Raw genomic sequence first — 22,493 nt, 5'->3', positions numbered from 1 at the left:
AGGTGAGGGGCGGTTATTACTCCGGCTGCTCTGCCGCTTTCGCTACATGGCGGACATGCACGTCCATCTGTGGGAATGGAATACCGATCTGGTGAGCATCCAACTGACGCTTGAAGTTTTCCATCAGATCAAAGTACACGTTCCAGTACTCGGCATTGGTGGTCCAGGAACGGGTCACAAAGTTCAGTGAAGAAGGGGCCATTTCATTGAGGCGAACCGTCACGCCTTTATCGTGCATGATGCGCTTATCTGCCGCGATCACGTCACCCAACACTTTCTTCACCAAATCGATATCAGCGTCATAAGCTACACCCACCACGATATCCACGCGGCGGTTTGGCTCACGGGAATAGTTGATGATATTGCCCGCGATGATTTTACCGTTCGGCACCACAATGGTTTTGTTATCTGAAGTACGCAGCGTAGTGGAGAAGATCTGCACCTGATCTACCGTGCCGGAAACGCCACCCAGATCGACAAACTCCCCGGCCCGCAGCGGACGGAAGGCCACCAGCAGCACACCGGCTGCAAAGTTGGAAAGTGAACCTTGTAGTGCCAGACCCACAGCCAGGCCAGCGGCACCCAGCACGGCAATCACTGAGGTGGTCTGAACACCAATACGCCCCAGCACCGCAATAAAGGTAAACGCCAGGATGCTGTAACGCGCCATCGCAGCCAGGAAATCCGCCACGGTGGCATCAATGCCACGCAGCTTCATCACGCGGCTGAGTGCATTACTCACTACGCGAGCCACCACTGAACCAATAATGAAAATCACGATCGCGGCAACAATATTCACCGCATACTGGATCAGCATATCCTGATGGTTGACTAGCCAACTGCTGGCATTGTTAATGCCTTCTACTACGTTAAGTTCTTCCATTCTGACGTCCTACTTGACATCCCCATGCGGGGAAAATGAGCAAAATATACTGGCGAAACAGGGCCAATAAACAAACCACAGCTAAGGGTAACCAACATTTTGCCGCAGTGCCAACCGCAACGGGTAAAATTTTCCACCAGCTTTACCAGGTATAACCTGAATAAATCTCGGGTTAACCTGATTTCAGCTATGATAGAAGTGATTTTACGGTACAAGGAGAGCCTATCGTGATCGCTATTTTTCCCTCGCTTAAACACTATTGGCAAGTGCGCCCCAGATTATTGATTTCGGTAGGCGTAGGGCTTCTGTGTATCGGGCTGCTTCCTGCTCATCTCCCATGGTTGCAACGGTTGATCGTTGGTTGGAACGTGATGGCATGGATCTATTTATTATGCCTTTGGCATCTGATGCTGGGCTGTACTCCACAACGTACCCGGCAATTGGCACGCAAGCAGGACGAGAGTGCAAGCCAGGTATTGGCGTTGGTCAGTTTGGGCTGCGTAGTGAGCATTCTGGCCATCCTGTTTGAATTGAGCACTGCCAAACAGGTCAGCGATGCGTTGAAAACGCTGCATCTGGCCCTGACCGGCTCTACACTGGTGGTTTCCTGGCTGCTGTTACCCACGGCATTCACCATGCACTACGCCCACCTGTTTTACCTCCAGCGGGCCAATACGGAGGTGTTACCACTTTTGTTCCCCGGCAAGCTGGCCGAGCCAAACTACTGGGACTTCGCTTATTTCTCCTTCACCATTGCCGTGGCTTCACAAACCGCCGACGTGGCCGTGGGCACCGCAGACGTGCGTAAAATCACCCTGTTGCAATCGGTGATCTCTTTTGTCTTCAATATCCTGATCCTGGGGCTGTCGATTAACGTTGGGGCGGGGTTATTGGGGTAGCTACTTAGGTGACGGATGCCTGGGTAAAAAAAGAAAAGGCTCCCAAGGGAGCCTTTTAGCGTCAATCTGAACGGAGGGACGATATTACAGCACGTCTACCGCGTTCAGTTCTTTGAATGCCAGTTCCAGACGGGTGATCATGGAAGTCTGAGCAGCACGAGTCCATACGCGTGGATCGTAGTATTTCTTGTTCGGCTTGTCGGCACCTTCTGGGTTACCCAGTTGGCCCTGCAGATAGCCTTCGTTCTTTTTGTAGTAGTTCAGGATACCTTCCCAAGTTGCCCACTGGGTGTCGGTATCGATGTTCATTTTCACTACGCCGTAGCTGACCGCTTCTTTGATTTCTGCTGCGGTAGAACCTGAACCACCGTGGAACACGAAGTTCAACGCATTGTGCGGCAGGTTGTGTTTCTTGGAAACATAGTCCTGAGAATCGCGCAGAATGGTTGGAGTCAGTTTCACGTTGCCTGGCTTGTAAACACCGTGTACGTTGCCGAAAGAGGCAGCGATGGTGAAGCGCGGGCTGATAGCGTTCAGTTTTTCGTACGCGTAATCAACGTCTTGTGGCTGAGTGTACAGGGAAGAAGCGTCCATGTGGCTGTTGTCTACGCCATCTTCTTCACCACCGGTGCAACCCAGTTCGATTTCCAGGGTCATACCAATCTTCGCCATGCGAGTCAGGTACTTGCTGCAAATTTCGATGTTTTCTTCCAGTGACTCTTCAGACAGGTCGATCATGTGTGAAGAGAACAGTGGCTTACCGGTCGCTGCGAAGTGCTTCTCACCCGCGTCCAACAGGCCGTCTAACCATGGCAGCAGTTTCTTAGCGCAGTGGTCGGTGTGCAGGATCACTGGCACGCCGTAATGTTCAGCCATCTGGTGCACGTGGTGCGCGCCAGAGATTGCGCCCAGGATCGCAGCACCTTGTGGCACGTCAGTTTTGATACCTTTACCCGCGATAAAGCCAGCACCGCCGTTAGAGAACTGCACGATCACTGGAGCACGTACCTTGGCTGCTGTTTCCAGCACTGCGTTGATGGAGTCGGTACCCACGCAGTTTACCGCTGGCAGTGCAAAGTTGTTCTCTTTGGCAACTGCGAAGACTTTCTGCACGTCATCACCTGTGATGACACCTGGTTTTACGAAATCAAAAATTTTAGACATTAGACGTTGTCCTGTTTCGTTGGCCGTATACCCGTCGTCTTGCAAGCTACAACCTGCAAGCTAGTGGTAGCGATGGATAAATAGCGATTTTTTACCCCCACAGCTCAGCTGGGGAGCATAAACAAACGGGCGGCTTGCGCCCCCCGTTATCTGAATTACTGCTTAGCGCGCTCTTCCAGCATCACTACTGCAGGCAGAGGTTTCCCTTCAACGAATTCCAGGAAGGCGCCGCCGCCGGTAGAGATGTAGGAAATTTTGTCAGCGATACCGAACAGATCGATAGCTGCCAGAGTGTCGCCGCCGCCTGCAATGGAGAAGGCTTCGCTATCTGCGATAGCGCGTGCAACAATTTCGGTGCCCCGACGGAAGTTAGGGAACTCGAAGACGCCAACCGGGCCATTCCACAGAATGGTTTTGGCGTTCTTCAGGATAACGGCCAGACGCTCGGCAGAGACGTCGCCCATATCCAGAATTTGCTCGTTGTCTTGGATCTCGTTGGCCTGCTTCACCGTGGCCACAGCGGTTTCAGAGAACTCGGTCGCAACGCGTACGTCGGTTGGCACCGGAATATCGCAGGTTTCCAACAGTTTTTGCGCGTTCGGGATCAGATCGGGTTCGTACAGGGACTGCCCCACGTTATTCCCTTGTGCCGCCACGAAGGTGTTAGCGATGCCGCCACCAACGATCAGCTGATCGGCGATCTTGGACAGAGAATCCAGCACGGTCAGTTTGGTAGAAACTTTAGAACCACCAACGATAGCCACCATTGGGCGAGCCGGGTTACCCAGCGCTTTGCCCAGGGCTTCCAGTTCCGCAGACAGCAGCGGGCCTGCACAGGCAACCGGAGCAAACTTGCCCACGCCATGTGTAGAAGCCTGCGCACGGTGTGCAGTCCCAAAGGCGTCCATCACATATACGTCGCACAGCGCAGCATATTTCTTGGACAGCACTTCGTCGTCTTTCTTCTCGCCTTTGTTGAAGCGAACGTTTTCCAGAACAACCAGTTCACCTTCTGCAACGTCAACGCCTTCCAGATAATCCTTCGCCAGACGGACTGGGGATTTCAGATGCTCTTTCAGATAGTTGACCACTGGCAGCAGGGAGAATTCTTCGTTGTACTCGCCTTCGGTAGGACGACCCAGGTGGGAAGTTACCATCACGCGGGCGCCTTGTTTCAGCGCAGCTTCGATAGTCGGCAGGGAGGCACGGATACGCGCATCGGAAGTCACTTTACCGTCTTTCACTGGTACGTTCAGATCGGAACGGATCAGAACGCGTTTACCCGCCAGATCCAGATCGGACATCTTAATTACAGACATGGTGAACCCTCTTTGTTGATTCTCTATAAAGTTGCCTGAGCGACGCATCAACACCACGTTGATAGCGCCTTACTAGAAACCGCTTGCGGCCATTGCCCGTGTTGTATCCAACATCCGGTTGGCAAAGCCCCATTCGTTATCACACCAGACCAAGGTCTTGATCAGGTGCTGTCCGCTGACCCGGGTTTGCGTCCCATCAACGATGGCGCTGTGCGGGTCATGGTTAAAATCAATCGAGACTAATGGTAGTTCTGTATAGTCAACTATACCACGAAATGATCCCTGTGCCGCCTTTTGCAACAGCTGGTTTACCTCTGTGACCAACACCTTCGAGCTCACGCTGACGCTAAGATCGATGGCCGTTACGTTGATCGTCGGCACCCGCACGGAAATCGCTTCAAAACGATCGCAAAACTGCGGGAAGATGCGCGTAATGCCCGCTGCCAGCTTGGTGTCGACCGGAATAATCGACTGGCTCGCCGCGCGGGTACGCCGCAAATCCTGATGATAGGCGTCTATCACCGGCTGATCGTTCATCGAGGAGTGGATGGTAGTTACCGTGCCTGACTCAATGCTGTAGGCATCGTCCAGCAGCTTGATAATCGGAATAATGCAGTTGGTGGTACAGGAGGCGTTGGACACGATGCGATGCTCGCCACGCAGCGTTTGGTGGTTAACCCCAAACACGATGGTCGCATCCAGATCGTTACCGCCCGGATGGGCAAACAGCACCTTTTTTGCCCCTGCCGCCAGATGAGCTTCGCCATCTGCCCTGCTGCCGTATACACCGCTGCAATCCAGCACCACATCCACGCCCAGTTCGCCCCAGGGCAACTGGTCCAGCTCGGGTTGATGTAACAGCCGAATGCTGTCATCCCCCACGCTCAACACGTCACATTCCTGGCGCACATCCCAGGCAAAGCGGCCGTGGCTGGAGTCATATTTCAGCAGGTGGGCCATCCCCTCGGCATGTGCCAGTTCGTTGATGGCGACGACGGAAATTTCGGCGCGTCTCCCCGATTCGTACAGTGCGCGTAAAACGCTACGGCCAATACGGCCAAAGCCGTTTATCGCTATGCGGATGGTCATGCTACTCCCTGAAAAAGGGCGATCTCTGGCGGTAATGTTCAACGTCAAGGATCGCGCAGACTGATTATCTCGCCTAGAGTACTTTAGCGCACCGCCTGCTGTGAATCGCTGCTTTGCATTATTCGTCAAACCCCATTGCTCATCGCAACCGCTCACTCTGGCGTTTCCACTGACAACAGTGATAACTGAAACGCTTCAGCCGAGCATAAACCAAAGTTTTGCCAAAAGGAACAGGTGCAACGCACTGCCTGTCATGTCGAAGAGACTTTGCGAAAATAAAATGATCTAGCGCACATTTTTACCCTCAGCCCTCGTTAGCCAAATGAGGTCGAATGCGCAAATGACTTGCCGGTAACGCCAAGTTCTCCATAATGAACCCAGCGTTTGTTGGGTGAAGCAAATGCCGATGGGTACAATTCTCTTTCTTTTGTGGTCGATGTTATTTACAAGGAACCAAAATGAGTGAAATCAAAGTAGTCGCCCTGATTAAAGCCATGCCAGAACACCGTGCTGCGGTAGATAAAGCGGTACGCGCCATGGTCGCCCCGAGCCGTTCCGAGCCGGGTTGCATCCAATATGATTTGCATGAAGAGCAGGGCCATCCGGGCGCGTTCGTCTTTATCGAGCGCTGGACTTCTGAGCAGGCGCTGAAAGAGCATATGGCAATGTCTTACCACGATGCCTTCCTGGCTGAATTGGAAGGGAAGCTGGTCAGCCTGGAAGTGAAAAAACTGACTCAGCTGTAATTGTGCTTCTTAGGGGGCCGATTCGGCGCCCCCTTTCCGCTCACTCAACGGTGAACGTTTCACGGCTCACATTCGCAGCACATTGAGTTAATCCTGTATGGCAATGAGCCAGGCGCTGCCGCTCAATTGCCCACTCTCCGTGATTTTAGAAAGCTCGCTGCTGACCGTAAAGGTTTTCGATGTCCCAATAGCCGCCTCAATGCTTCTACCTGAAGCCCCAGTATCTGGATCGGTAATCGTCAGCTTTGAGACCGCGCCGGTTTTTCCTGCCGTGTTTTTCAACGGCAGGTCACCATTCCCATCAGCCTCATAGCTCAGTGAGAAAGTCGCCTTCACCGGCGAGTCACAGGTATAAGTAACGGGTGCAGAAGTGCGATGCGAGACGCTATCTGCTGGCAGCGTACCGTGGTCCAACGTCAGAGCGGTGGGATTCACCTGGCACGTGTTAGGTAATTGTATAGTTCCCCCTTTCAGATAAAACGGGATAGTATAAATCCTTTCACTTAGCCCCTTTGGACCGCCAAAACTGCGAATATATCCCCCCAATGGCATTGAAGGAAAAGTAATCAGATTATCAATAGGACGCCGTTTTATATAAAATGAAAGTATAATAGGAAAAGCCGCGGTAAACCCCGATGCATCTTCATTTAAAATACCATCTGAAGCACAATACTGCGCACTCTTATTTACCCACTTACCATGGGAATTATTTTCCGCCTTGGCAGAAATAGATAAATTGTCATTAATCCGATGACGTTCAGCATTATCAGGCTCTTTCGGCAAATCAATCAGCGTATAGTGCCATGCTTGTTTTGAAGGCAAATTTGCAACACCACAAGACACCGTGCCAGAGACAGTGCTACTGTCGATAACATACCGGCTTACCAGCCCAGTACTCTCCTCTGCCTTGCTGTTAATCGTCACCCTGGAGCTGGCACTTACGGCGACGACATTGTAGTCAGCAAAAGCGGGAACCATGCCCATCAAGCCGATTAATAGCCCGCCCCCCCACGCCTTGAGGTATTTTATGCAGCCCGTTTCACTCATTTGTATATTCCCCGCACTCTTTATCTCAGGCATATTCATAATCTAGTTATAACTGGCAAACAGTGACGCCGTGGCGCTAAACGCTCCGCCCTCTTCACCCATTCCATCCTGGATAACTACCCGCCCGGTGAGCGTAAACATCCCAGCCTGTATTGGCAGCCATTGACCTATAGTAAACTCCGTGTTGTTGCGGAATAACGCTATCCCGACCCCAGATTGCGAGGTTCCCAGCACGTTGGCTCCCATAGTGTTCATCACCCCGTAGGCGGTAGGCGACAAGTACATTTTCAAACTCTTGCCCACCGGTGCCCCGCCGCTACACGAAACCTTGATGCGGACCGACTTTTCCGCTTTGGCGCTGCCGACATCCTGCAAGTTAACCGCTCCAAACGGTACTTCCAGCCATGACTCATCGCTCTCGTTGGTGACATTGCACGCCGGGATCACTATCGTCGCCTTGACGGTGATAGGGACATCCGCCTGCACCGTTGCCCCCCCCAGCATCAGGCTCAACAGGCCATATCGCCAATATCGTCTGCCACTTTGTCGCATGTTTTCTCCTACTGATAGCTAGCCTCAACCGTCACCGTCGCGCTGTAATCGCCCGCTTTTACCGCCCCCGGAGCCAACGCATAGGCACCAAACTGAAACTGCTTAATGCCCCCGGAGCCGATTTGGCTAATGGTACCGACCTTCACCTCACGCCCCAGGATAATCGCCTGACCGAGACTGTCTTCCAGACCAATCACCAGCCCGGTATCGCCGGTGGTGGCCAGCATGGCGACCCCGTTGACCTGTTGGGTCTGTGTACTGTTAAACGTCAGTTTCACCATCTTCCCCAGCGTGGCAGGCGTACAGTCTTTCAGACCAAGGGTAAATGGCGTGGTTTGAGTCCGTGAGTTGTGTTCGAAAAAGCGTAATCTTTGGCTGGGCAAGGAGACCTTCTGACTGCTTCCCTCCTGATCAAACTGGCAATTTGCCACCAGGATCACCCCATTAAATACCAGTTCCAGATGATCGGCCGCCTGGCTCGCCAGCGATAGCACCAGCAACAGGCAGGCACTTCCCCCCATCAATCGTCTGTTCATAAGTCCCTTTACCCTGTTTAGCGAGCAACGCACTGGCTACCGCTACAGCGAAACGCCAGCGTGGGGCGGCCACCATAATCATTGATATAAGTTAAATAAGGTTTGGCATATATGCCGCTTTTCACGCGGGTACTGCTTTTCGGGGCCAGCATCACGCTGTCAAAATCCCCTACCAGCGACTGCTGCTCACTCCCCCCCAGCCCGATCACCGTGACGTAATACGGCGTGGGATTTTCTATCCGATAACCGCCGGTTTCAGTATGTAAGACCAACTGATCTTGCCATACCGCTCCTGGTTCACGCTTCAATGCCTTCGGCCGGTAAAACAGTTTGATTTTGGTCTGTAGCGCAATCTGCAGCACATTTGGCTTTTCACTTTCCGGTGGGATTTCCCGCAGGTTAAAATAAAACAGCGACTCCCGATCTTGGGGAAGTTGGCTCACCGACCCCGTGGCCTTCACCCGAATGATCCCTTTAGCCCCCGGCTCCAAACGCTGCACCGGCGGCGTAATGATCAAGGGACCCGTTAACATCTTGTTCTGCTGTTCATCTTCCAGCCAGGACTGCGCCAGATAGGGCTGCTGCTGGTTATCGTTGCTGATATTCAGGCTGATGGACTTGCTGGCGCCGTCAAATACCGCCCGGGTTCGGTCTAGCGTGACCGCCGCCTGAACCGTTAAAGGGAATACCAACAACGTCACTACACTCCAAACGGTGCGGGTTGCCATCTTGCGAACTCTCATAAGTATGTACTCTTTATTAATTAATCTGATCCGACGCGGTTGGCCGGCAAGGTAATAGCAGATTAGACTCGCCAATCTGCGCTGGTAACTGCACCTGGCACTGTACTTCCCCTGCCCACGCCACATTCAAGGCACTCTTAGGGGCAATACCACTGAGCCATGCCATCCCCTGTTCCCCCACCAACCCCACCTCTCGTCCTCGCTGGTCTCTCACGCTCGCGCCAAAGGGAGGGAAACTGCTATCCGCCAATCGCAACACCGCAAACGCTGTAGCCCCCTGCAATACGGAAAATCGGCGGTAACCAATCGCGCCTTCAGTCAGCGAGGCCTCTACCACCCCCTGAACCGCCTCAACATCATCCGGCAAGGTGTTAACATCAATACGTGCAGTCGTACGGTAATAACTGTTTACATCGCCCAACACGCCGATCCCCCAGCGGTTGCTCTTGACGCCCGACGTGTTTAGCGGCACCCCGGCAATGCCATCGGTGCTCAACATCAGCCGGGTTCCGCCGTTGTAACCCGCCGGGTGCAGTGCCGCGCCGAGCCCGGTGACCGTCAGACCACCGCTGGCATTAAACCCGAAAGAGGAGGTACCACGGTCTTCAAAAGCCGCATTCGCGCTGACCTTGGCCATATCGCCATTATGGGTGTACATGCCGTTAAACTGACTATGGGCGGATGCCTGAGCGCCACTGATCATCCCGGCATTCACGCTGTAACTATCATTCCCCGCCACGCCGTAATACCCGACCTGCTGGTTATAGCGCCCTCGGCTTTGACTGGCGTTATAGCTCACCGAACCTAGCCCCAGCGGCACAGAAATCATCACGTTAACCAGATTATCCTCACGCCCCTGATACTGGCTGCGGGTGACCGTGCCAGTGACAGACAGGTTTCTCAACCCCAACGACGGCAGGTCAAAATAGGTACCGACAGTTCCGCCAAACTGCTCAGTATCCCCTTGATCCCAATACGTCTGGCTCTCATAGTTCAGCCCCAGAGAAAACCCCTCAAAACGCTTGTTGATGTTTATCTGATAACGTTCTTTCTGACGCCCACGAGCATCGTCCCGGTAACGTACATCCAGATACTCTTGCATACTGAGAAAATCCTTCTCCGAGAAACGGTATCCGGCAAAGGTCACATCGGTATCCATCTCATCAAAGAACTTGGAGTAACTTAGACACCAGGATTTACCCTGCCGATCATCGTGCTGGGGAAATCTCGCCACAGTCTGGGTAACGTCCAGTGCCATGGTTCCCAACACAAACAAATCACGCCCCACCCCCAGTGCCACAGCCTGATAGTCCCCAGATAACGTCCCGCCGCCGTAAACTGACCAAGCGTTACTGATGCCCCAGGTCATTTCACCGGCAACAAACGGCGGGCCTTCCAGATTATGCTGCCATGTGCTGGGCCGCCCGGTGATCAGTTGATAACGCATCTGCCCTGGTCGGGTCAGATAGGGTACCGACGCGGTGGAAACGCTGAACTTGCGCTGTTCACCATTTTGTTCGGTAATGGTCACATCCAACGTGCCGCGAATGGCGCTGTCCAGGCTCTGAATACGGAAAGGGCCCGCTGGTACGGTACTGTCATACACTTTGCGCCCCTGCTGGGTCACAGTGACTCGCGCATTACTATTGGCCACCCCGATGATTTCCGGGGCGTAGTCTCTTAAACGCGGCGGTAACATCCGTTCATCGCTGGCCAGCTTCCCACCGGTATAACGCCAGGAGTCAAACAGGGCAGAGTTAACATAATCCTCCCCCAGGGTCAGCGTTGACTGCAGGCTGGGTAAAGGGCGATAAAGATAGACCCGGGTCAGGTCAAAGTTGCGCCTGGAGGACGGGTTAAGCCCAGAGGTCTGGCTATCACTCCCCTGATAGTCCGCCCGCAAGCGCCAGGCCCCTGCATTCACCCCAGCGGTGCCATTAACGCTGATATTGCGCTGTCGGCCGCCGTTCCCTTGCGGAAGCGTTACCGAGGCATTCAGGTTGTAATCCAGCAGTATCCCGGGAATACCGTGATCCCAACGGGAGGGCGGCAGCCAGTTATCATCGCTGTACTCCAGCCAAGCTTGAGGCACATTGATCTTCAACACGCTGGCCCCGAGGTCAGGAGTCAGCGTGACCCCTGGCAGGCTGCTAAAATCGGCACACTGTCCGTTATGCCAAGCAGTGACCTTGTTACGGGCAGAATCCGTCAACCCTAATGAATCAGCCATTTCCAGTGACAAACAGGCTTGAGGCAAATTAACGGTACCTGGCTCTGCGACCGCCATGCCCTCAGGCAGATAAAATGGAATAACTCGCTCATTGCCCAGTCCCTGGCCATTAACGGTGACCCGCAATTGATACTCATCCGGCATCACATAATCTGACTGAGAAAATTGAGAGAAATCGATATTCGTTTTATCTTGCGCATCAAGCATATCGATATTGAATTTGACAGCCTGTGCATTCCCTGCCGTTAGCATCATTAATATCGACAACGTGATGCGGTTTTTTATAAACCGTGACTGAATCATAGATTATTATCCGGAGTCCTTTTCACAAGCAATCCATCACATCATTTACACCAGACACTGCCGCCCCCTCCACAATAAGGATACCAAGAGGGGTTTGAACATAGCTACAGAGGCATAGGAAAAATCTATCCAGACAATGCATAAAAAGAGTTTTGCGCTAACTCCGCACAGCGAATAGTGTTTGGTGGTGACAAGAGCAATGGCAGAACGGTGACTCTGTTCTGCCATGCATAAGAAACGTTCTGACGCGAGAGCACATCTCCTGCGTCAGAAAAATTCTTTATTTATAGGCAATCACAAAGTTGGTGCTAGAGGTGAAATCACCCCCAGTGACCGCAGTGGCATCATCGGCTTTCTGCACCATCGCCGTATACGTCAGGGTATTATTGTCGTCTCCCAGACCCGTCAGTTCCAACGCCGTACCAAAGGTGATATCGTTGATCTTGATACCCAAACCGGTCGCACTGCCATTGGTTTTCAGCAGGTTTTTACCCGCAATCTGGTTGGTGCTGTTGAAGGTGATTTCCGCCGTTTTCTTATCCATCACACAGTTCTCCAATTTGATTTTGAAGTCCTTGGTGACGCTTCTGCCTGAGTTCAACCCAGACATGGAAAGCTGGCTAAAATCTACCTTAACATCCGCCCCATCCTGACCCGCAGCCAGGTCGCATGGCGAATCCCTGACTTCGCCGGTGAACGTTACGGTACCGCTGTTTCCGACAGCAGCCTGAGCGCCGAATGAGATACCGCTCGCCAGTAAGGTGGCCATAGCAATTTGCGAAAATTTCATCGTTTTTTCCTTTTTTCTAACTAAAAACAGCACAGGTCGAGCCTGCACCTCCATATTATTGGTCGTCACCGTTCTTACCTGTCGTAATACGTTACGCTGAGGACATATACACATAGCTTTCGGCGACCCGACAAATATTATGTACGATCGCAATAAACAGCAAATTAATCTGCACTTATGCAAAATATTAGGTTTTTACTCTAAAAAATTACATTAATTAACATTAAATACCACAAAAGAATGAAAAGCCATCAATACCCAGCATTTCTAACTCATTAGAAACCCACGTAAATGTTGATGAAAAATAAATTCAAAAGTCACACTTGACTATCTATACACACTTAACTTAGATTTCTCCTAAATTTATAAAGAAAGATTAATCTTAGTCAGAAAAATCATCTCATCAACAACACCTAGGAAGTTGATTATAAAATGAAATACACCATAAACTTAATCATTGTGTTTGATCCGGAGCATCGAACACTCGCATTAAACAATAATAATCAGACGGCTCTTGAACTCTCAAAACCCTCTTGCCGAGTACTTAATGAGTTTATCAAAAGCAATGGGGTTAACTTATCCCGTGATTCGTTACTGAAAAATGCGTGGGAGGATTATGGTTTTCCTGCTTCCAACGCAGGCTTGAACAACTGCATCAGTGAGTTGAGAAAATCATTTGTTAGCCTGGGGATAGAAAAACCCATCATTATAACCCTACCTAAGATAGGGTTTAGAATGGAAGCAGATATTTACCCCACACCAAAACAAAAAACCGATGCCAAGATAAAGAAAGTGGAACAAGTGGTGACGAAACCAGAGAAGGAGGGAGCGCCTAAAGAGGAAAAGCCCATCGGTACTCTTCCACTGGCCATGCCAGATAAATTGACCATAAAAACCATGATGATACCTACCCTGGCACTGCTAGCTGTATTGGGTTTCATCGGCCTGGCTTTGCTGCTCAGGGCACCATCAACTCAGCTAAAATTAATTAGTACCTATAAACAATGTGATATTTACTCTATCAGAAAAGATCCCGTCCCTGGCTCAGAGTTCAGGGCAAAAAAGATACTGGAGTCAGAAAAACTGGATTGTGACCTGGTCAGGCAAGACATTTTTTATACCGAAGAGCGCCCCGATAACGAACTATTGAAGATAACTTTTCTGGCCGCCTGTCAAAAAGACCAGACTGAAGGCGATTATCAGCATTGCAAAGTATTTAAAACCATTGAGTAAAATGAAATGAAAAAAATTATTGGCGCAGCGTTACTCCTTACCGTCTTACTGATGTGCCTGTGGTACTTCAACGTTCATCATCAGGATAGAAAACCCTTCCGCTGCGATACTCAGCAAGTGTCGCTGCAGGTGAAAGCAAAAAGTAATATTGTACTTAAGGCAAGTGCTACCATCATATTTTCCTCATCAAAATCCGGCATGCTCTATATCTCCGGCTCGATCAAAGAAAATGACACTCGCTATCTGCTGGATCGCAACACCGCCTTCTCCATTACGCCATCAGAAATAAAAGGGGGTAACAATGTCCAATTCACTCATGAACAAGTCCACCCCGCTGACACCACGCCGGACTACATCTGGCGAAAATATATCATGCCGGAAATTGAACTCGTTGATATTTATACGGAAGTAGTACCTTTATTCCACAATGCAGTATTAATTCGGGGGTTTAGCAATCCGTTCCTGGTCTGCATAAAGCAGGGCTAACAGTGCATATTAACCCCGCCACTAAGCTGCTGCCATGCTTTAGTGGCAAATGGCATAGTATAAAAATTTAATGCTATGCCATGAAAAATCCCCCCCCCCCAACAATCGGCCAGCAAAGATTAAATCCTCGAGATTAAAAGCCAATATAATGAGGTTAAGTGAGTTAATTTGGCATATTAAAAACGTTTGTATACCATGTTATACAGATAAGTTATCCCCCATAGCTAGCGCATTGCATTTATAGAGTCCCAAACGATCTTCGCGGTAGTTGCTGAAATAAACACAACACTAAATGGAACTTAGCCATGAGGAAAAAAATATCCATCTCATTAAACGATCACGACAACTACTTCTTAGCCGGTCTGCAGTACGGACTGACTGAGTATTTTACCGATATGAGCACACAGGTTAATTTTTTTAGCGGTTACTCCGCAGATAAACCTGACATCATTTTTCAGGCGCTGTATCAAGGCGAAAGAACCAACTTATGTCGGCACTTTCCTGCTGACGAGCCTCAACCGCTCTATTTTGTGATACGTGATAAAGCTGAAAGACGCTTTACTCCCCCCACTCGCTGTATCGCCAAGAGTAGTACGCTATACCGTAACCAAAACCTCGGCGACATGCTGGGGATGGTAAAACTGGCCTTGCAGTTCAACTCTCTACCACAAGTAAGAACGCACCTTTGCCCTGCCTGCCATCGCCGGAGCCTGACCGAACGTGAACGCCAGGTTCTGCACTATCTGAGGCAAGGGATCAGCCAGTCGCAGACGGCAAATATTCTGCAACTGAAAGTTAAAACAGTGCACTCGCATAAACGGTCTGCGATGAAGAAACTGAACTTTACTCGCACCAGTGAATTGTTTCACTGGCTGCTGCAGGGGGGATTAACTTTAAATCTGAATCGGTAATTACCACCGGCTCACGCAACTGCGCCACTCAGTACATCTCATTGTCCGCAGGGCGATCTCTGCGCCCTGCGTTATCACCCCCTCGCTATACCTTGGGGAAAATCCACAGATGCTCGGCGGGCAGAGACAGCGTGCACATTTCTTGGCCACGAACTTCACTACCATAGGCACGAACCGCAAAGTCCTCTGCCACCGTGCGGAACAGATACTCCCATCGGTCGCCCAGATACATACTGGTCAGCAGGGGTAGCGAGATCTGATTGCCTTGCGGATCTTCCCCCAAGCGTACTCGCTCAACGCGGATCACCGCAGTTGCTTCCTGCCCAGTGGTTAACCCAGCCCCAGCCTTACCCCACAGCCCCCAGTCTTTACCTTCGATCCGCGCGTTGCCTTCTCGGATCTCCGTCACCTTGCCAAACAGGCGGTTGTTGCTGCCCATAAATTCGGCGGTGAACAGGGTGGCAGGCGAGCCGTACATTTCCTGTGGCGTACCCTGCTGCTCGATCTTGCCGTTATTGAGCAGCAGGATCCGATCGGAAATTGCCATCGCCTCATTCTGATCGTGGGTTACCATCAGCGCAGAAAGGCCCAGTTTGATGATCAGCTCACGCAGGAACACCCGCGCTTCCTCTCGCAACTTGGCGTCCAGGTTAGATAACGGTTCATCCAGCAAGATCACCGGTGGGTTATAGACCAACGCACGGCCAATCGCCACGCGCTGCTGCTGACCACCGGAGAGCTGATGAGGATGGCGCTTACCTAACTGCCCCAGACCGAGCTGTTCGAGTACCGCCTGTACACGCTGGGTAATTTCCGCTGCAGGCGTTTTGCGTAATTTCAGCGGATAGGCCACGTTATCAAACACGGTTTTGTGGGGCCATAACGCATAGGATTGAAACACCAGGCCCAGATTGCGTTCTTCCGCCGGGATCTCGCTGCGCGCCGTGCCGTTATAGACGGTATTGTTGCCAATAACGATTTTCCCCTGGGTGGGTTTTTCCAACCCGGCCACCGCGCGCAGCAAAGTGGTTTTACCACTGCCTGACGGCCCAAGTAGTGAAACTACCTCTCCCCGTTTGAGCTGCATCGAAACACCCTTCAATACCGGGTTATCGCCGTAGGTCAGGTGCAGGTTATCTACCGAAAGCTCAATCATGTATTTTCACTCCAAATCGCAGGGCAATCCCTAGTCCTAACACGACCAGAAGGATGTTAATAAAAGAGAGCGCGGCGACAATATCAATCGCCCCCGCCGCCCACAGGGAAACCAGCATGGAACCTATGGTTTCCGTACCCGGTGACAGCAGATAGACCCCGGTGGAATATTCGCGTTCGAAGATCAGGAACATCAGCAGCCAGGATCCAATCAGGCCATAGCGGGAGAGCGGGATCGTCACATGGCGCGTGATCTGCCCGCGAGAGGCTCCGGTGCTGCGTGCAGCCTCCTCCAACTCGGGAGCAACCTGCAACAGCGTCGATGAGATCAGCCGTAGGCCATAAGCCATCCACACCACGGTATAAGCCAGCCAGACGCTGAAAATGGTGCTGCGCAGAGAGCGTAACCACACCACCAGGTTTTCACGCAGCCATTCGGCGATCGGCAGCGCGGAGAGCCAACCGGCTTTTAGTGATTTATCCAGCCACATCGGCAGGAACAAGAATACCCACAGGAAAGCCAAGCCTGCCAGTAAGCCAGGCACCGCACGCGGCACCAGTACGCTGTAATCCAGAAAGCGGGTCACGCCGTCAGGTTTACGGTGCATCGCAATACCGATAAACAGATAACACACCACCGCCAGCGCACCACCAAACACCCCGATCGCCATCGAGTTGACAATCGCCCGCAGCAGGTTAGGTTGCTGCCATATGGTGCGGAAGGTGTTGAGCGACAGCTCATCCCAAATGGAAACCCCGACGCCCCAGTTGGAAATAAAGGCGCGCAGCACCACACCCACCAGCGGAACACCGATGGTAACGGTAAGCCACAAGACCACCACGCCACCGGCGACCCAGCGCCATTTACCCAACGGCAATGCACGGGCCTGAGAGGCTTTTCCCTTGACCGTGACAAAGCGGTTGGCGGTTCGCATCAGACGCCGTTGCAACATCACCAGTGGAATGGTAATGCAGATCAACACCACCGCCACCGCCGCCATCAGATGGTAAGACGGCGTACCCAGCTTGTTGGTCAGTTGATACAGGTAAGTCGCCAGCACCAGGTTGCCTTCCGGGTCGCCCAGCACCAGCATCAGCCCAAACACTTCCAGCCCCAGGAAGAACAGCAACACGCTGGCATACAGGATCGACGGCCGCACCATGGGCAAGCTGACGGCGGTCATGACCTGCAACGGAGAAGCCCCGGCGGTGCGGGCGGCCTCTTCAACATCTGAACCGACGCTGCGCAGCGCCGATGAAATATAGAGATAAGCGTGGGGAACATGCGTCAGCCCGGCGATCACCACGATGCTACCCATCGCATAGATATTCCAGGGCACAAAACCCAGCAAGGATTCTGCCCACAGCGAGAAGAAACCGACCGGTCCGGCTGCCACTACGTAGCCAAAGCCCAACACCATCGGCGAAACGAAGATCGGCACCAGGATCAGCGGTTCAATAAAGCGGCGGCCCGGCAAATCGGTTCTCACCATTAAAAACGCCAGTACGCCACCTAACGGAATGGAGATGACAACCAGGCCAAATGCCAGAATAAATCCGCTTTTCAGCGCCTTGTAGAAATCGGGGTCGGTAAAGATAAACCGGAAGGCCTCAAGGCTGAACACCTTGGAAGGCGAGAAAAACGGCGCGGAAAGGAAGCTTTGGATCACGATAAACGACAGTGGTACGTAGATAACCAGCGCGGTTATCAGCACCACCAAGCCGCGCGGCAGGCTCTGCCACTTGTTGCGCAATGCTTTCATAGACTGTCCCGATGGTGATATCCCCCTGCATCCTGAGATGCACCGGGGTAGAGTTCCCTGTTTAAGCAATACAGGCTTCATGCTGAAGGAGAACGCAGGAAAGACTCTGTGCAGTTCCCCTCACCCTAACCCTCTCCCACAGGGAGAGGGGACTGAATGTGCCACGACTTAATCACGACACCCGCCCCAAGCATTAATCCTGTTACAGATTAACTTCTGCACCTGCCCCCAACCCCGTACCAGCTCCCTCTCCCTGTGGGAGAGGGTTGGGGTGAGGGGTAACAATGATTGGCGTGCCCTATTCCGTCATCACTTCGCAGCGGCGGTACGCCACTGTTTGATGTACTCCAGGCGCTTGGCAGGTTCCAGATATTCCAGCAGGCTTTCATCCACCGGGATCGGTTTCAACGCCTTACCCAGCATCTGCGTCATGCCATCGATGTCGTTCTTACCTTCGATATCGTTGCGGATGGAGGGGATATCCGCCTTGTTGGCCAGGATATTCTGCCCTTGCTCAGACAGCACGTAGTTCACCCACAGTTTGGCCGCATTGCTGTTGGCCGCTTCCTGGCTGATAAAGGTCACTCGTGACAACACCAGCGTGTAGTCTTTGGGATACGAGATACCGAGTGAAGGGTCCGTTTTGGCTCGCGCCTCGGCATAGGACCCCAGGATATTAAAACCAATCAGGTTTTCGCCTGAGGAAACCCTTTCCATCATGGTGCCAGTGGAAGACTGCACGGCCAACCCGCCCTTGGCGATATAGGCCAAGGTAGCGAAGTAGTTTGGATCGGCCTTGAAGTCTTGCACCGAGAGCATGAAGCCCAGGCCCGACTTCTCGATGTCATAGGTGGTGACTTTCTTTTTGAATTTATCCGGCTGGCTGGCAATCAGCTTAGCCAGCGCGGCATGGGAGTCCGGCACCTCACTCTGCGGGATCAGGCGCTTGTTGTAGATAAACACCACCGGCTCATAAGTCGTGCCATAGGCCTTATCTTTCCACACGGCCCATTTAGGCAGTTGCCCCAGCTCTGGCGAGGCATATTCCAACGCATAGTCGGTGGCCAGCTTCAGCGCGGTATCCATAGAAGAACTCCACACCACGTCACCGCTAGTGCCCCCAGCCGCCTGCTCGCTGATATAGCGGTTATACAGCTCGGTGCTGTTCATATCGTTGTATTCTACTTTGATACCAGGATACAGCGCTTCAAACCCCTGGATCAGTGCCCCTGCGGCTTTGGTATCCGTGGTGGAATACACCACCACCTTGCCTTCTTTTTTCGCCGCATCGACAATCTTTTGATAATCGGCCGGGTAGCCTGCCGGGAACTGGGCAAAGGCCGGAGCAGAGATTAAGACGGCCGCCGCCGCCATAGATACGCCAATCTTAAAAAACATACCATTAACTCCTAGTTACATTTATAAAACCAAAAATTAACATATAGCGAATGGCGGTGGTTAAGCAACGCCGTTAATTCGCTATGTTGCTGTTTTGTGATGGTGGGCGATTTTTGGACAGCAACAGCCATGATTATCCAATCATTAAGGATTTCTTAATGTTGTCTGGGCTGAGGAGAGAGAAAGGTGAGTGGGTGGGGAGTAAAAAATAAGGGGCGAATATTCGCCCCTCGCACAGTTAAAGCTCAGTCGTTATTTCAACAACGCGTTAGCCTTGGCTACCACGTTGTCGACGGTGAAGCCGAACTCTTTGAACAATTGCTCTGCCGGAGCAGATTCACCGAAGGTGGTCATGCCCACGATCGCGCCGTTCAGGCCAACATACTTGTACCAGTAATCCGCGATACCCGCTTCCACCGCTACGCGAGCAGACACTGCCGCTGGCAGCACGGATTCACGGTAGGCCGCGTCCTGCTTGTCGAAGGCGTCGGTAGACGGCATGGATACCACACGCACTTTACGCCCTTCGGCGGTCAGTTTGTCGGCGGCTTCAACGGTGATGCCCACTTCAGAACCGGTGGCAATCAGGATCACATCCGGCGTACCTGCACAGTCTTTCAGCACATAACCACCGCGATAAACGTTCGCCAACTGCTCGGCGGTACGTGGCTGCTGGGTCAGGTTCTGACGGGAGAACACCAGCGTGGTCGGGCCGTCATTGCGCTCGATGCCGTACTGCCAGGCGATAGCCGATTCAACCTGGTCACAAGGACGCCAGGTGCTCATGTTCGGCGTCACGCGCAGGCTGGCCAACTGCTCAACCGGCTGGTGCGTTGGGCCATCTTCGCCCAGACCGATAGAGTCGTGGGTGTAGACGAACACGTTGCGGATTTTCATCAGCGCAGCCATACGCACCGCGTTACGGGCGTATTCCACGAACATCAGGAAGGTCGCAGAGTACGGCAGGAAACCACCGTGCAGCGCGATACCGTTGGTGATGGCGGTCATGCCGAATTCGCGCACGCCGTAATGGATGTAGTTACCCGCCAGATCGTCACCCAGAGACTTGGAGCCGGACCACATGGTCAGGTTGCTTGGTGCCAGGTCCGCAGAACCACCGAGGAATTCAGGCAGCAGTTTACCGAAGGCTTCCAGTGAGTTCTGTGATGCCTTACGGCTGGCGATGTTGGCCGGGTTAGCCTGCAACTGCTCAACGAATTTCTTCGCTTCCGCTTTCCAGTTGGCTGGCAGTTCACCGCTGGTGCGGCGTTTGAACTCTGCGGCCAATTCTGGGAAGGCTTTGGCGTAAGCGGCGAGTTTCTCGTTCCAGGCGGCTTCTTTAGCCTTACCAGCTTCTTTGGCATCCCACTGGGCATAGATATCCTGCGGGATTTCGAAGGCGGCATATTTCCAGCCCAGAGCTTCACGGGTAGCCGCAACTTCAGCTGCGCCCAGTGGAGCACCGTGGGAATCATGGGTGCCCGCTTTGTGTGGTGAACCGAAGCCAATCACGGTTTTGCACATCAGCAGGGAAGGTTTGTCGGTGACCTTACGGGCTTCTTCGATCGCGGCTTTGATAGAGTCGCTGTTGTGGCCGTCAACGCCACGCACCACGTGCCAGCCATAGGCTTCGAAACGCTTGGCGGTATCGTCGGTGAACCAGCCTTCTACGTGGCCGTCGATGGAGATGCCGTTGTCATCATAGAACGCAGTCAGTTTGCCCAGCTTCATGGTACCAGCCAGGGAACAAACTTCGTGAGAGATGCCTTCCATCATGCAACCATCGCCCATAAAGGCATAGGTGTGGTGGTCAACAATCTCGTGGCCTGGGCGGTTGAACTGCGCGGCCAGCGTACGTTCGGCAATGGCGAAACCGATCGCGTTAGCGATCCCCTGGCCCAGCGGACCGGTAGTGGTTTCTACGCCTGGGGTATAACCATATTCTGGGTGACCCGGAGTTTTGGAATGCAGCTGGCGGAAGTTTTCCAGCTCGCTCATCGGCAGATCGTAACCGGTGAGGTGCAGCAGGCTATAGATCAGCATTGAGCCATGGCCGTTAGACAGCACGAAGCGGTCACGGTCAGCCCAGTGCGGGTTGGTAGGGTTGTGGTTCAGGTAGTCACGCCACAGGACTTCGGCGATATCTGCCATGCCCATAGGGGCGCCCGGGTGGCCGGAATTTGCTTTTTGAACGGCGTCCATACTGAGTGCGCGGATGGCGTTGGCAAGCTCTTTACGAGAGGACATGTTTTACTCCAGGTCGGATTAAAAAAGCGATCAAGATTTCTATTTTCTCAGACTCGGCATTGAAACAGCAATCCCTAATACCGAATGAGAGCGAGTTCATCACTAATGCGCACGTTCGGGACACATTTCGGAATATGGCTATTTCAGCCAAGCCTGCCGTACACTAGGCTATGCGCAGAATAATGGCAGCAGAACACAGTACCACCCCCCTTTACTATCACAGGACGATAGAACGATGAAAATCCGTACTTCTTTGATTGCACTGAGCATTACTGCTTTATTGAGCGGCTGTCAAAACCTTAATACCGATACCCTACTACAATCCGGTGCCCAGGCCTACCAGGCGGCGACGCTGAGCGATAGCGACGTCAAGGCACTCAGTGATAAATCCTGCGCAGAGATGGATAGCCAGGAGCAAATCGCGCCAGCAAGCAGCGAATATACCAAGCGCCTGAACAAGATCGCCGCAGCGTTGGGGGATAATATCAACGGTACCCCTGCAAACTACAAGGTTTACGTGACCAAAGACGTCAACGCCTGGGCGATGGCAAACGGCTGCATCCGCGTCTACAGCGGCCTGATGGACATGATGGATGATAACGAAGTCGAAGGCGTACTGGGCCATGAAATGGGCCACGTTGCGCTGGGCCACACTCGTAAAGCCATGCAGGTCGCTTATGGGACAGTTGCATTACGTACCGCAGCATCTTCAGCTGGCGGTGTAGCAGCCTCATTGTCTCAGTCGCAGTTGGCCGATCTGGGCGAAAAACTGGTCAATGCCCAGTTCTCTCAGAAACAGGAAAGCGAAGCGGATGATTACTCGTTCGATCTGCTGAAAAAACGCGGCATCAATCCTGCTGGCCTGGCTACCAGTTTCGATAAACTGGCGAAATTAGACGGTGGTCATGAAAGCAGCATGTTTGACAGCCACCCAACTTCCGAAGCCCGTGCCAAGCACATTCGCGATCGCATCGCTGCCGGTAAGTAACTCTATGTTCC

20 protein-coding genes are annotated in these 22,493 nt (G+C 52.5%); 6 read left to right on the top strand and 14 right to left on the bottom strand.

Annotation, left to right across the window (positions count from 1 at the left end; translation table 11 throughout):
- Positions 1–16 precede the first annotated feature (16 nt).
- Positions 17–883 carry a small-conductance mechanosensitive channel MscS gene (mscS, locus tag N6G83_RS50145; RefSeq protein ID WP_021806216.1) on the bottom strand — a complete coding sequence of 289 codons (867 nt, stop codon included), beginning with the start codon at positions 881–883 and terminating at the stop codon, positions 17–19.
- Positions 884–1,113: 230 nt separating this feature from the next.
- Between mscS and N6G83_RS50140 the strand changes: the two genes are divergently transcribed.
- The gene (locus N6G83_RS50140; RefSeq protein ID WP_211136469.1) at positions 1,114–1,782 is read left to right on the top strand and encodes a DUF1345 domain-containing protein; all 669 of its coding nucleotides are present in this window, start codon (positions 1,114–1,116) and stop codon (positions 1,780–1,782) included.
- Positions 1,783–1,866: 84 nt separating this feature from the next.
- On the opposite strand, the gene fbaA is transcribed toward N6G83_RS50140, so the two are convergent.
- The 3 genes from fbaA to epd all read right to left on the bottom strand — a co-directional run bounded on the left by fbaA (position 1,867) and on the right by epd (position 5,354).
- Positions 1,867–2,946 carry a class II fructose-bisphosphate aldolase gene (fbaA, locus tag N6G83_RS50135; RefSeq protein ID WP_021179781.1) on the bottom strand — a complete coding sequence of 360 codons (1,080 nt, stop codon included), beginning with the start codon at positions 2,944–2,946 and terminating at the stop codon, positions 1,867–1,869.
- 155 nt (positions 2,947–3,101) lie between these two features.
- Positions 3,102–4,265 carry a phosphoglycerate kinase gene (pgk, locus tag N6G83_RS50130; protein ID WP_024485678.1) on the bottom strand — a complete coding sequence of 388 codons (1,164 nt, stop codon included), beginning with the start codon at positions 4,263–4,265 and terminating at the stop codon, positions 3,102–3,104.
- Between the two features lie 72 nt (positions 4,266–4,337).
- The gene (epd, locus tag N6G83_RS50125; protein ID WP_021806218.1) at positions 4,338–5,354 is read right to left on the bottom strand and encodes an erythrose-4-phosphate dehydrogenase; all 1,017 of its coding nucleotides are present in this window, start codon (positions 5,352–5,354) and stop codon (positions 4,338–4,340) included.
- Between the two features lie 458 nt (positions 5,355–5,812).
- Between epd and N6G83_RS50120 the strand changes: the two genes are divergently transcribed.
- Entirely contained in the window at positions 5,813–6,100 is a 288-nt protein-coding gene (locus N6G83_RS50120; protein ID WP_021806219.1) for a putative quinol monooxygenase, read from the top strand.
- Positions 6,101–6,187: 87 nt separating this feature from the next.
- On the opposite strand, the gene N6G83_RS50115 is transcribed toward N6G83_RS50120, so the two are convergent.
- The 6 genes from N6G83_RS50115 to N6G83_RS50090 all read right to left on the bottom strand — a co-directional run bounded on the left by N6G83_RS50115 (position 6,188) and on the right by N6G83_RS50090 (position 12,370).
- Positions 6,188–7,147 (bottom strand): hypothetical protein, encoded by a 960-nt coding sequence (locus tag N6G83_RS50115; RefSeq protein ID WP_138106298.1) that lies wholly within the window; start codon positions 7,145–7,147, stop codon positions 6,188–6,190.
- 42 nt (positions 7,148–7,189) lie between these two features.
- Positions 7,190–7,699, bottom strand: coding sequence for a fimbrial protein (locus tag N6G83_RS50110; protein ID WP_248006680.1), 510 nt, complete (start codon positions 7,697–7,699; stop codon positions 7,190–7,192).
- 8 nt (positions 7,700–7,707) lie between these two features.
- On the bottom strand, positions 7,708–8,235 hold the full coding sequence (locus N6G83_RS50105; protein WP_211136468.1) for a fimbrial protein: 528 nt from the start codon (positions 8,233–8,235) through the stop codon (positions 7,708–7,710).
- A 17-nt stretch (positions 8,236–8,252) separates the two neighbouring features.
- Entirely contained in the window at positions 8,253–8,978 is a 726-nt protein-coding gene (locus N6G83_RS50100; protein WP_098929856.1) for a molecular chaperone, read from the bottom strand.
- Between the two features lie 16 nt (positions 8,979–8,994).
- Positions 8,995–11,511, bottom strand: coding sequence for a fimbria/pilus outer membrane usher protein (locus N6G83_RS50095; protein WP_260524244.1), 2,517 nt, complete (start codon positions 11,509–11,511; stop codon positions 8,995–8,997).
- A gap of 280 nt (positions 11,512–11,791) precedes the next feature.
- Positions 11,792–12,370, bottom strand: coding sequence for a fimbrial protein (locus N6G83_RS50090; RefSeq protein WP_260524243.1), 579 nt, complete (start codon positions 12,368–12,370; stop codon positions 11,792–11,794).
- Between the two features lie 363 nt (positions 12,371–12,733).
- Here N6G83_RS50090 and N6G83_RS50085 point away from each other — a divergent pair, with 363 nt between their 5' ends.
- The 3 genes from N6G83_RS50085 (at position 12,734) to N6G83_RS50075 (ending at position 14,931) form a co-directional block, all read left to right on the top strand.
- Complete coding sequence (locus N6G83_RS50085; protein WP_211136682.1) at positions 12,734–13,534, top strand: transcriptional regulator; 801 nt, start codon at positions 12,734–12,736, stop codon at positions 13,532–13,534.
- A gap of 6 nt (positions 13,535–13,540) precedes the next feature.
- On the top strand, positions 13,541–14,020 hold the full coding sequence (locus tag N6G83_RS50080; RefSeq protein WP_211136681.1) for a hypothetical protein: 480 nt from the start codon (positions 13,541–13,543) through the stop codon (positions 14,018–14,020).
- Between the two features lie 305 nt (positions 14,021–14,325).
- Positions 14,326–14,931 carry a helix-turn-helix transcriptional regulator gene (locus tag N6G83_RS50075; protein ID WP_024528287.1) on the top strand — a complete coding sequence of 202 codons (606 nt, stop codon included), beginning with the start codon at positions 14,326–14,328 and terminating at the stop codon, positions 14,929–14,931.
- An 85-nt stretch (positions 14,932–15,016) separates the two neighbouring features.
- On the opposite strand, the gene N6G83_RS50070 is transcribed toward N6G83_RS50075, so the two are convergent.
- The 4 genes from N6G83_RS50070 to tkt all read right to left on the bottom strand — a co-directional run bounded on the left by N6G83_RS50070 (position 15,017) and on the right by tkt (position 21,494).
- On the bottom strand, positions 15,017–16,087 hold the full coding sequence (locus tag N6G83_RS50070) for an ABC transporter ATP-binding protein (protein WP_065684502.1): 1,071 nt from the start codon (positions 16,085–16,087) through the stop codon (positions 15,017–15,019).
- Positions 16,080–17,849, bottom strand: coding sequence for an ABC transporter permease (locus N6G83_RS50065; protein WP_074029700.1), 1,770 nt, complete (start codon positions 17,847–17,849; stop codon positions 16,080–16,082). Before N6G83_RS50065 ends, N6G83_RS50070 begins: the two co-directional genes overlap by 8 nt.
- A gap of 309 nt (positions 17,850–18,158) precedes the next feature.
- Complete coding sequence (locus tag N6G83_RS50060; RefSeq protein WP_074029698.1) at positions 18,159–19,247, bottom strand: ABC transporter substrate-binding protein; 1,089 nt, start codon at positions 19,245–19,247, stop codon at positions 18,159–18,161.
- A gap of 252 nt (positions 19,248–19,499) precedes the next feature.
- Positions 19,500–21,494 (bottom strand): transketolase, encoded by a 1,995-nt coding sequence (gene tkt / locus N6G83_RS50055; RefSeq protein WP_211134636.1) that lies wholly within the window; start codon positions 21,492–21,494, stop codon positions 19,500–19,502.
- 235 nt (positions 21,495–21,729) lie between these two features.
- On the opposite strand from tkt, the gene N6G83_RS50050 reads away from it, so the two are divergent.
- Positions 21,730–22,482, top strand: coding sequence for a M48 family metallopeptidase (locus N6G83_RS50050; RefSeq protein WP_074029696.1), 753 nt, complete (start codon positions 21,730–21,732; stop codon positions 22,480–22,482).
- Positions 22,483–22,493: the final 11 nt, after the last annotated feature.

Source organism: Serratia sp. PL7 (assembly GCF_945957435.1).
This window is presented reverse-complemented; position numbering and strand designations above follow the sequence as displayed.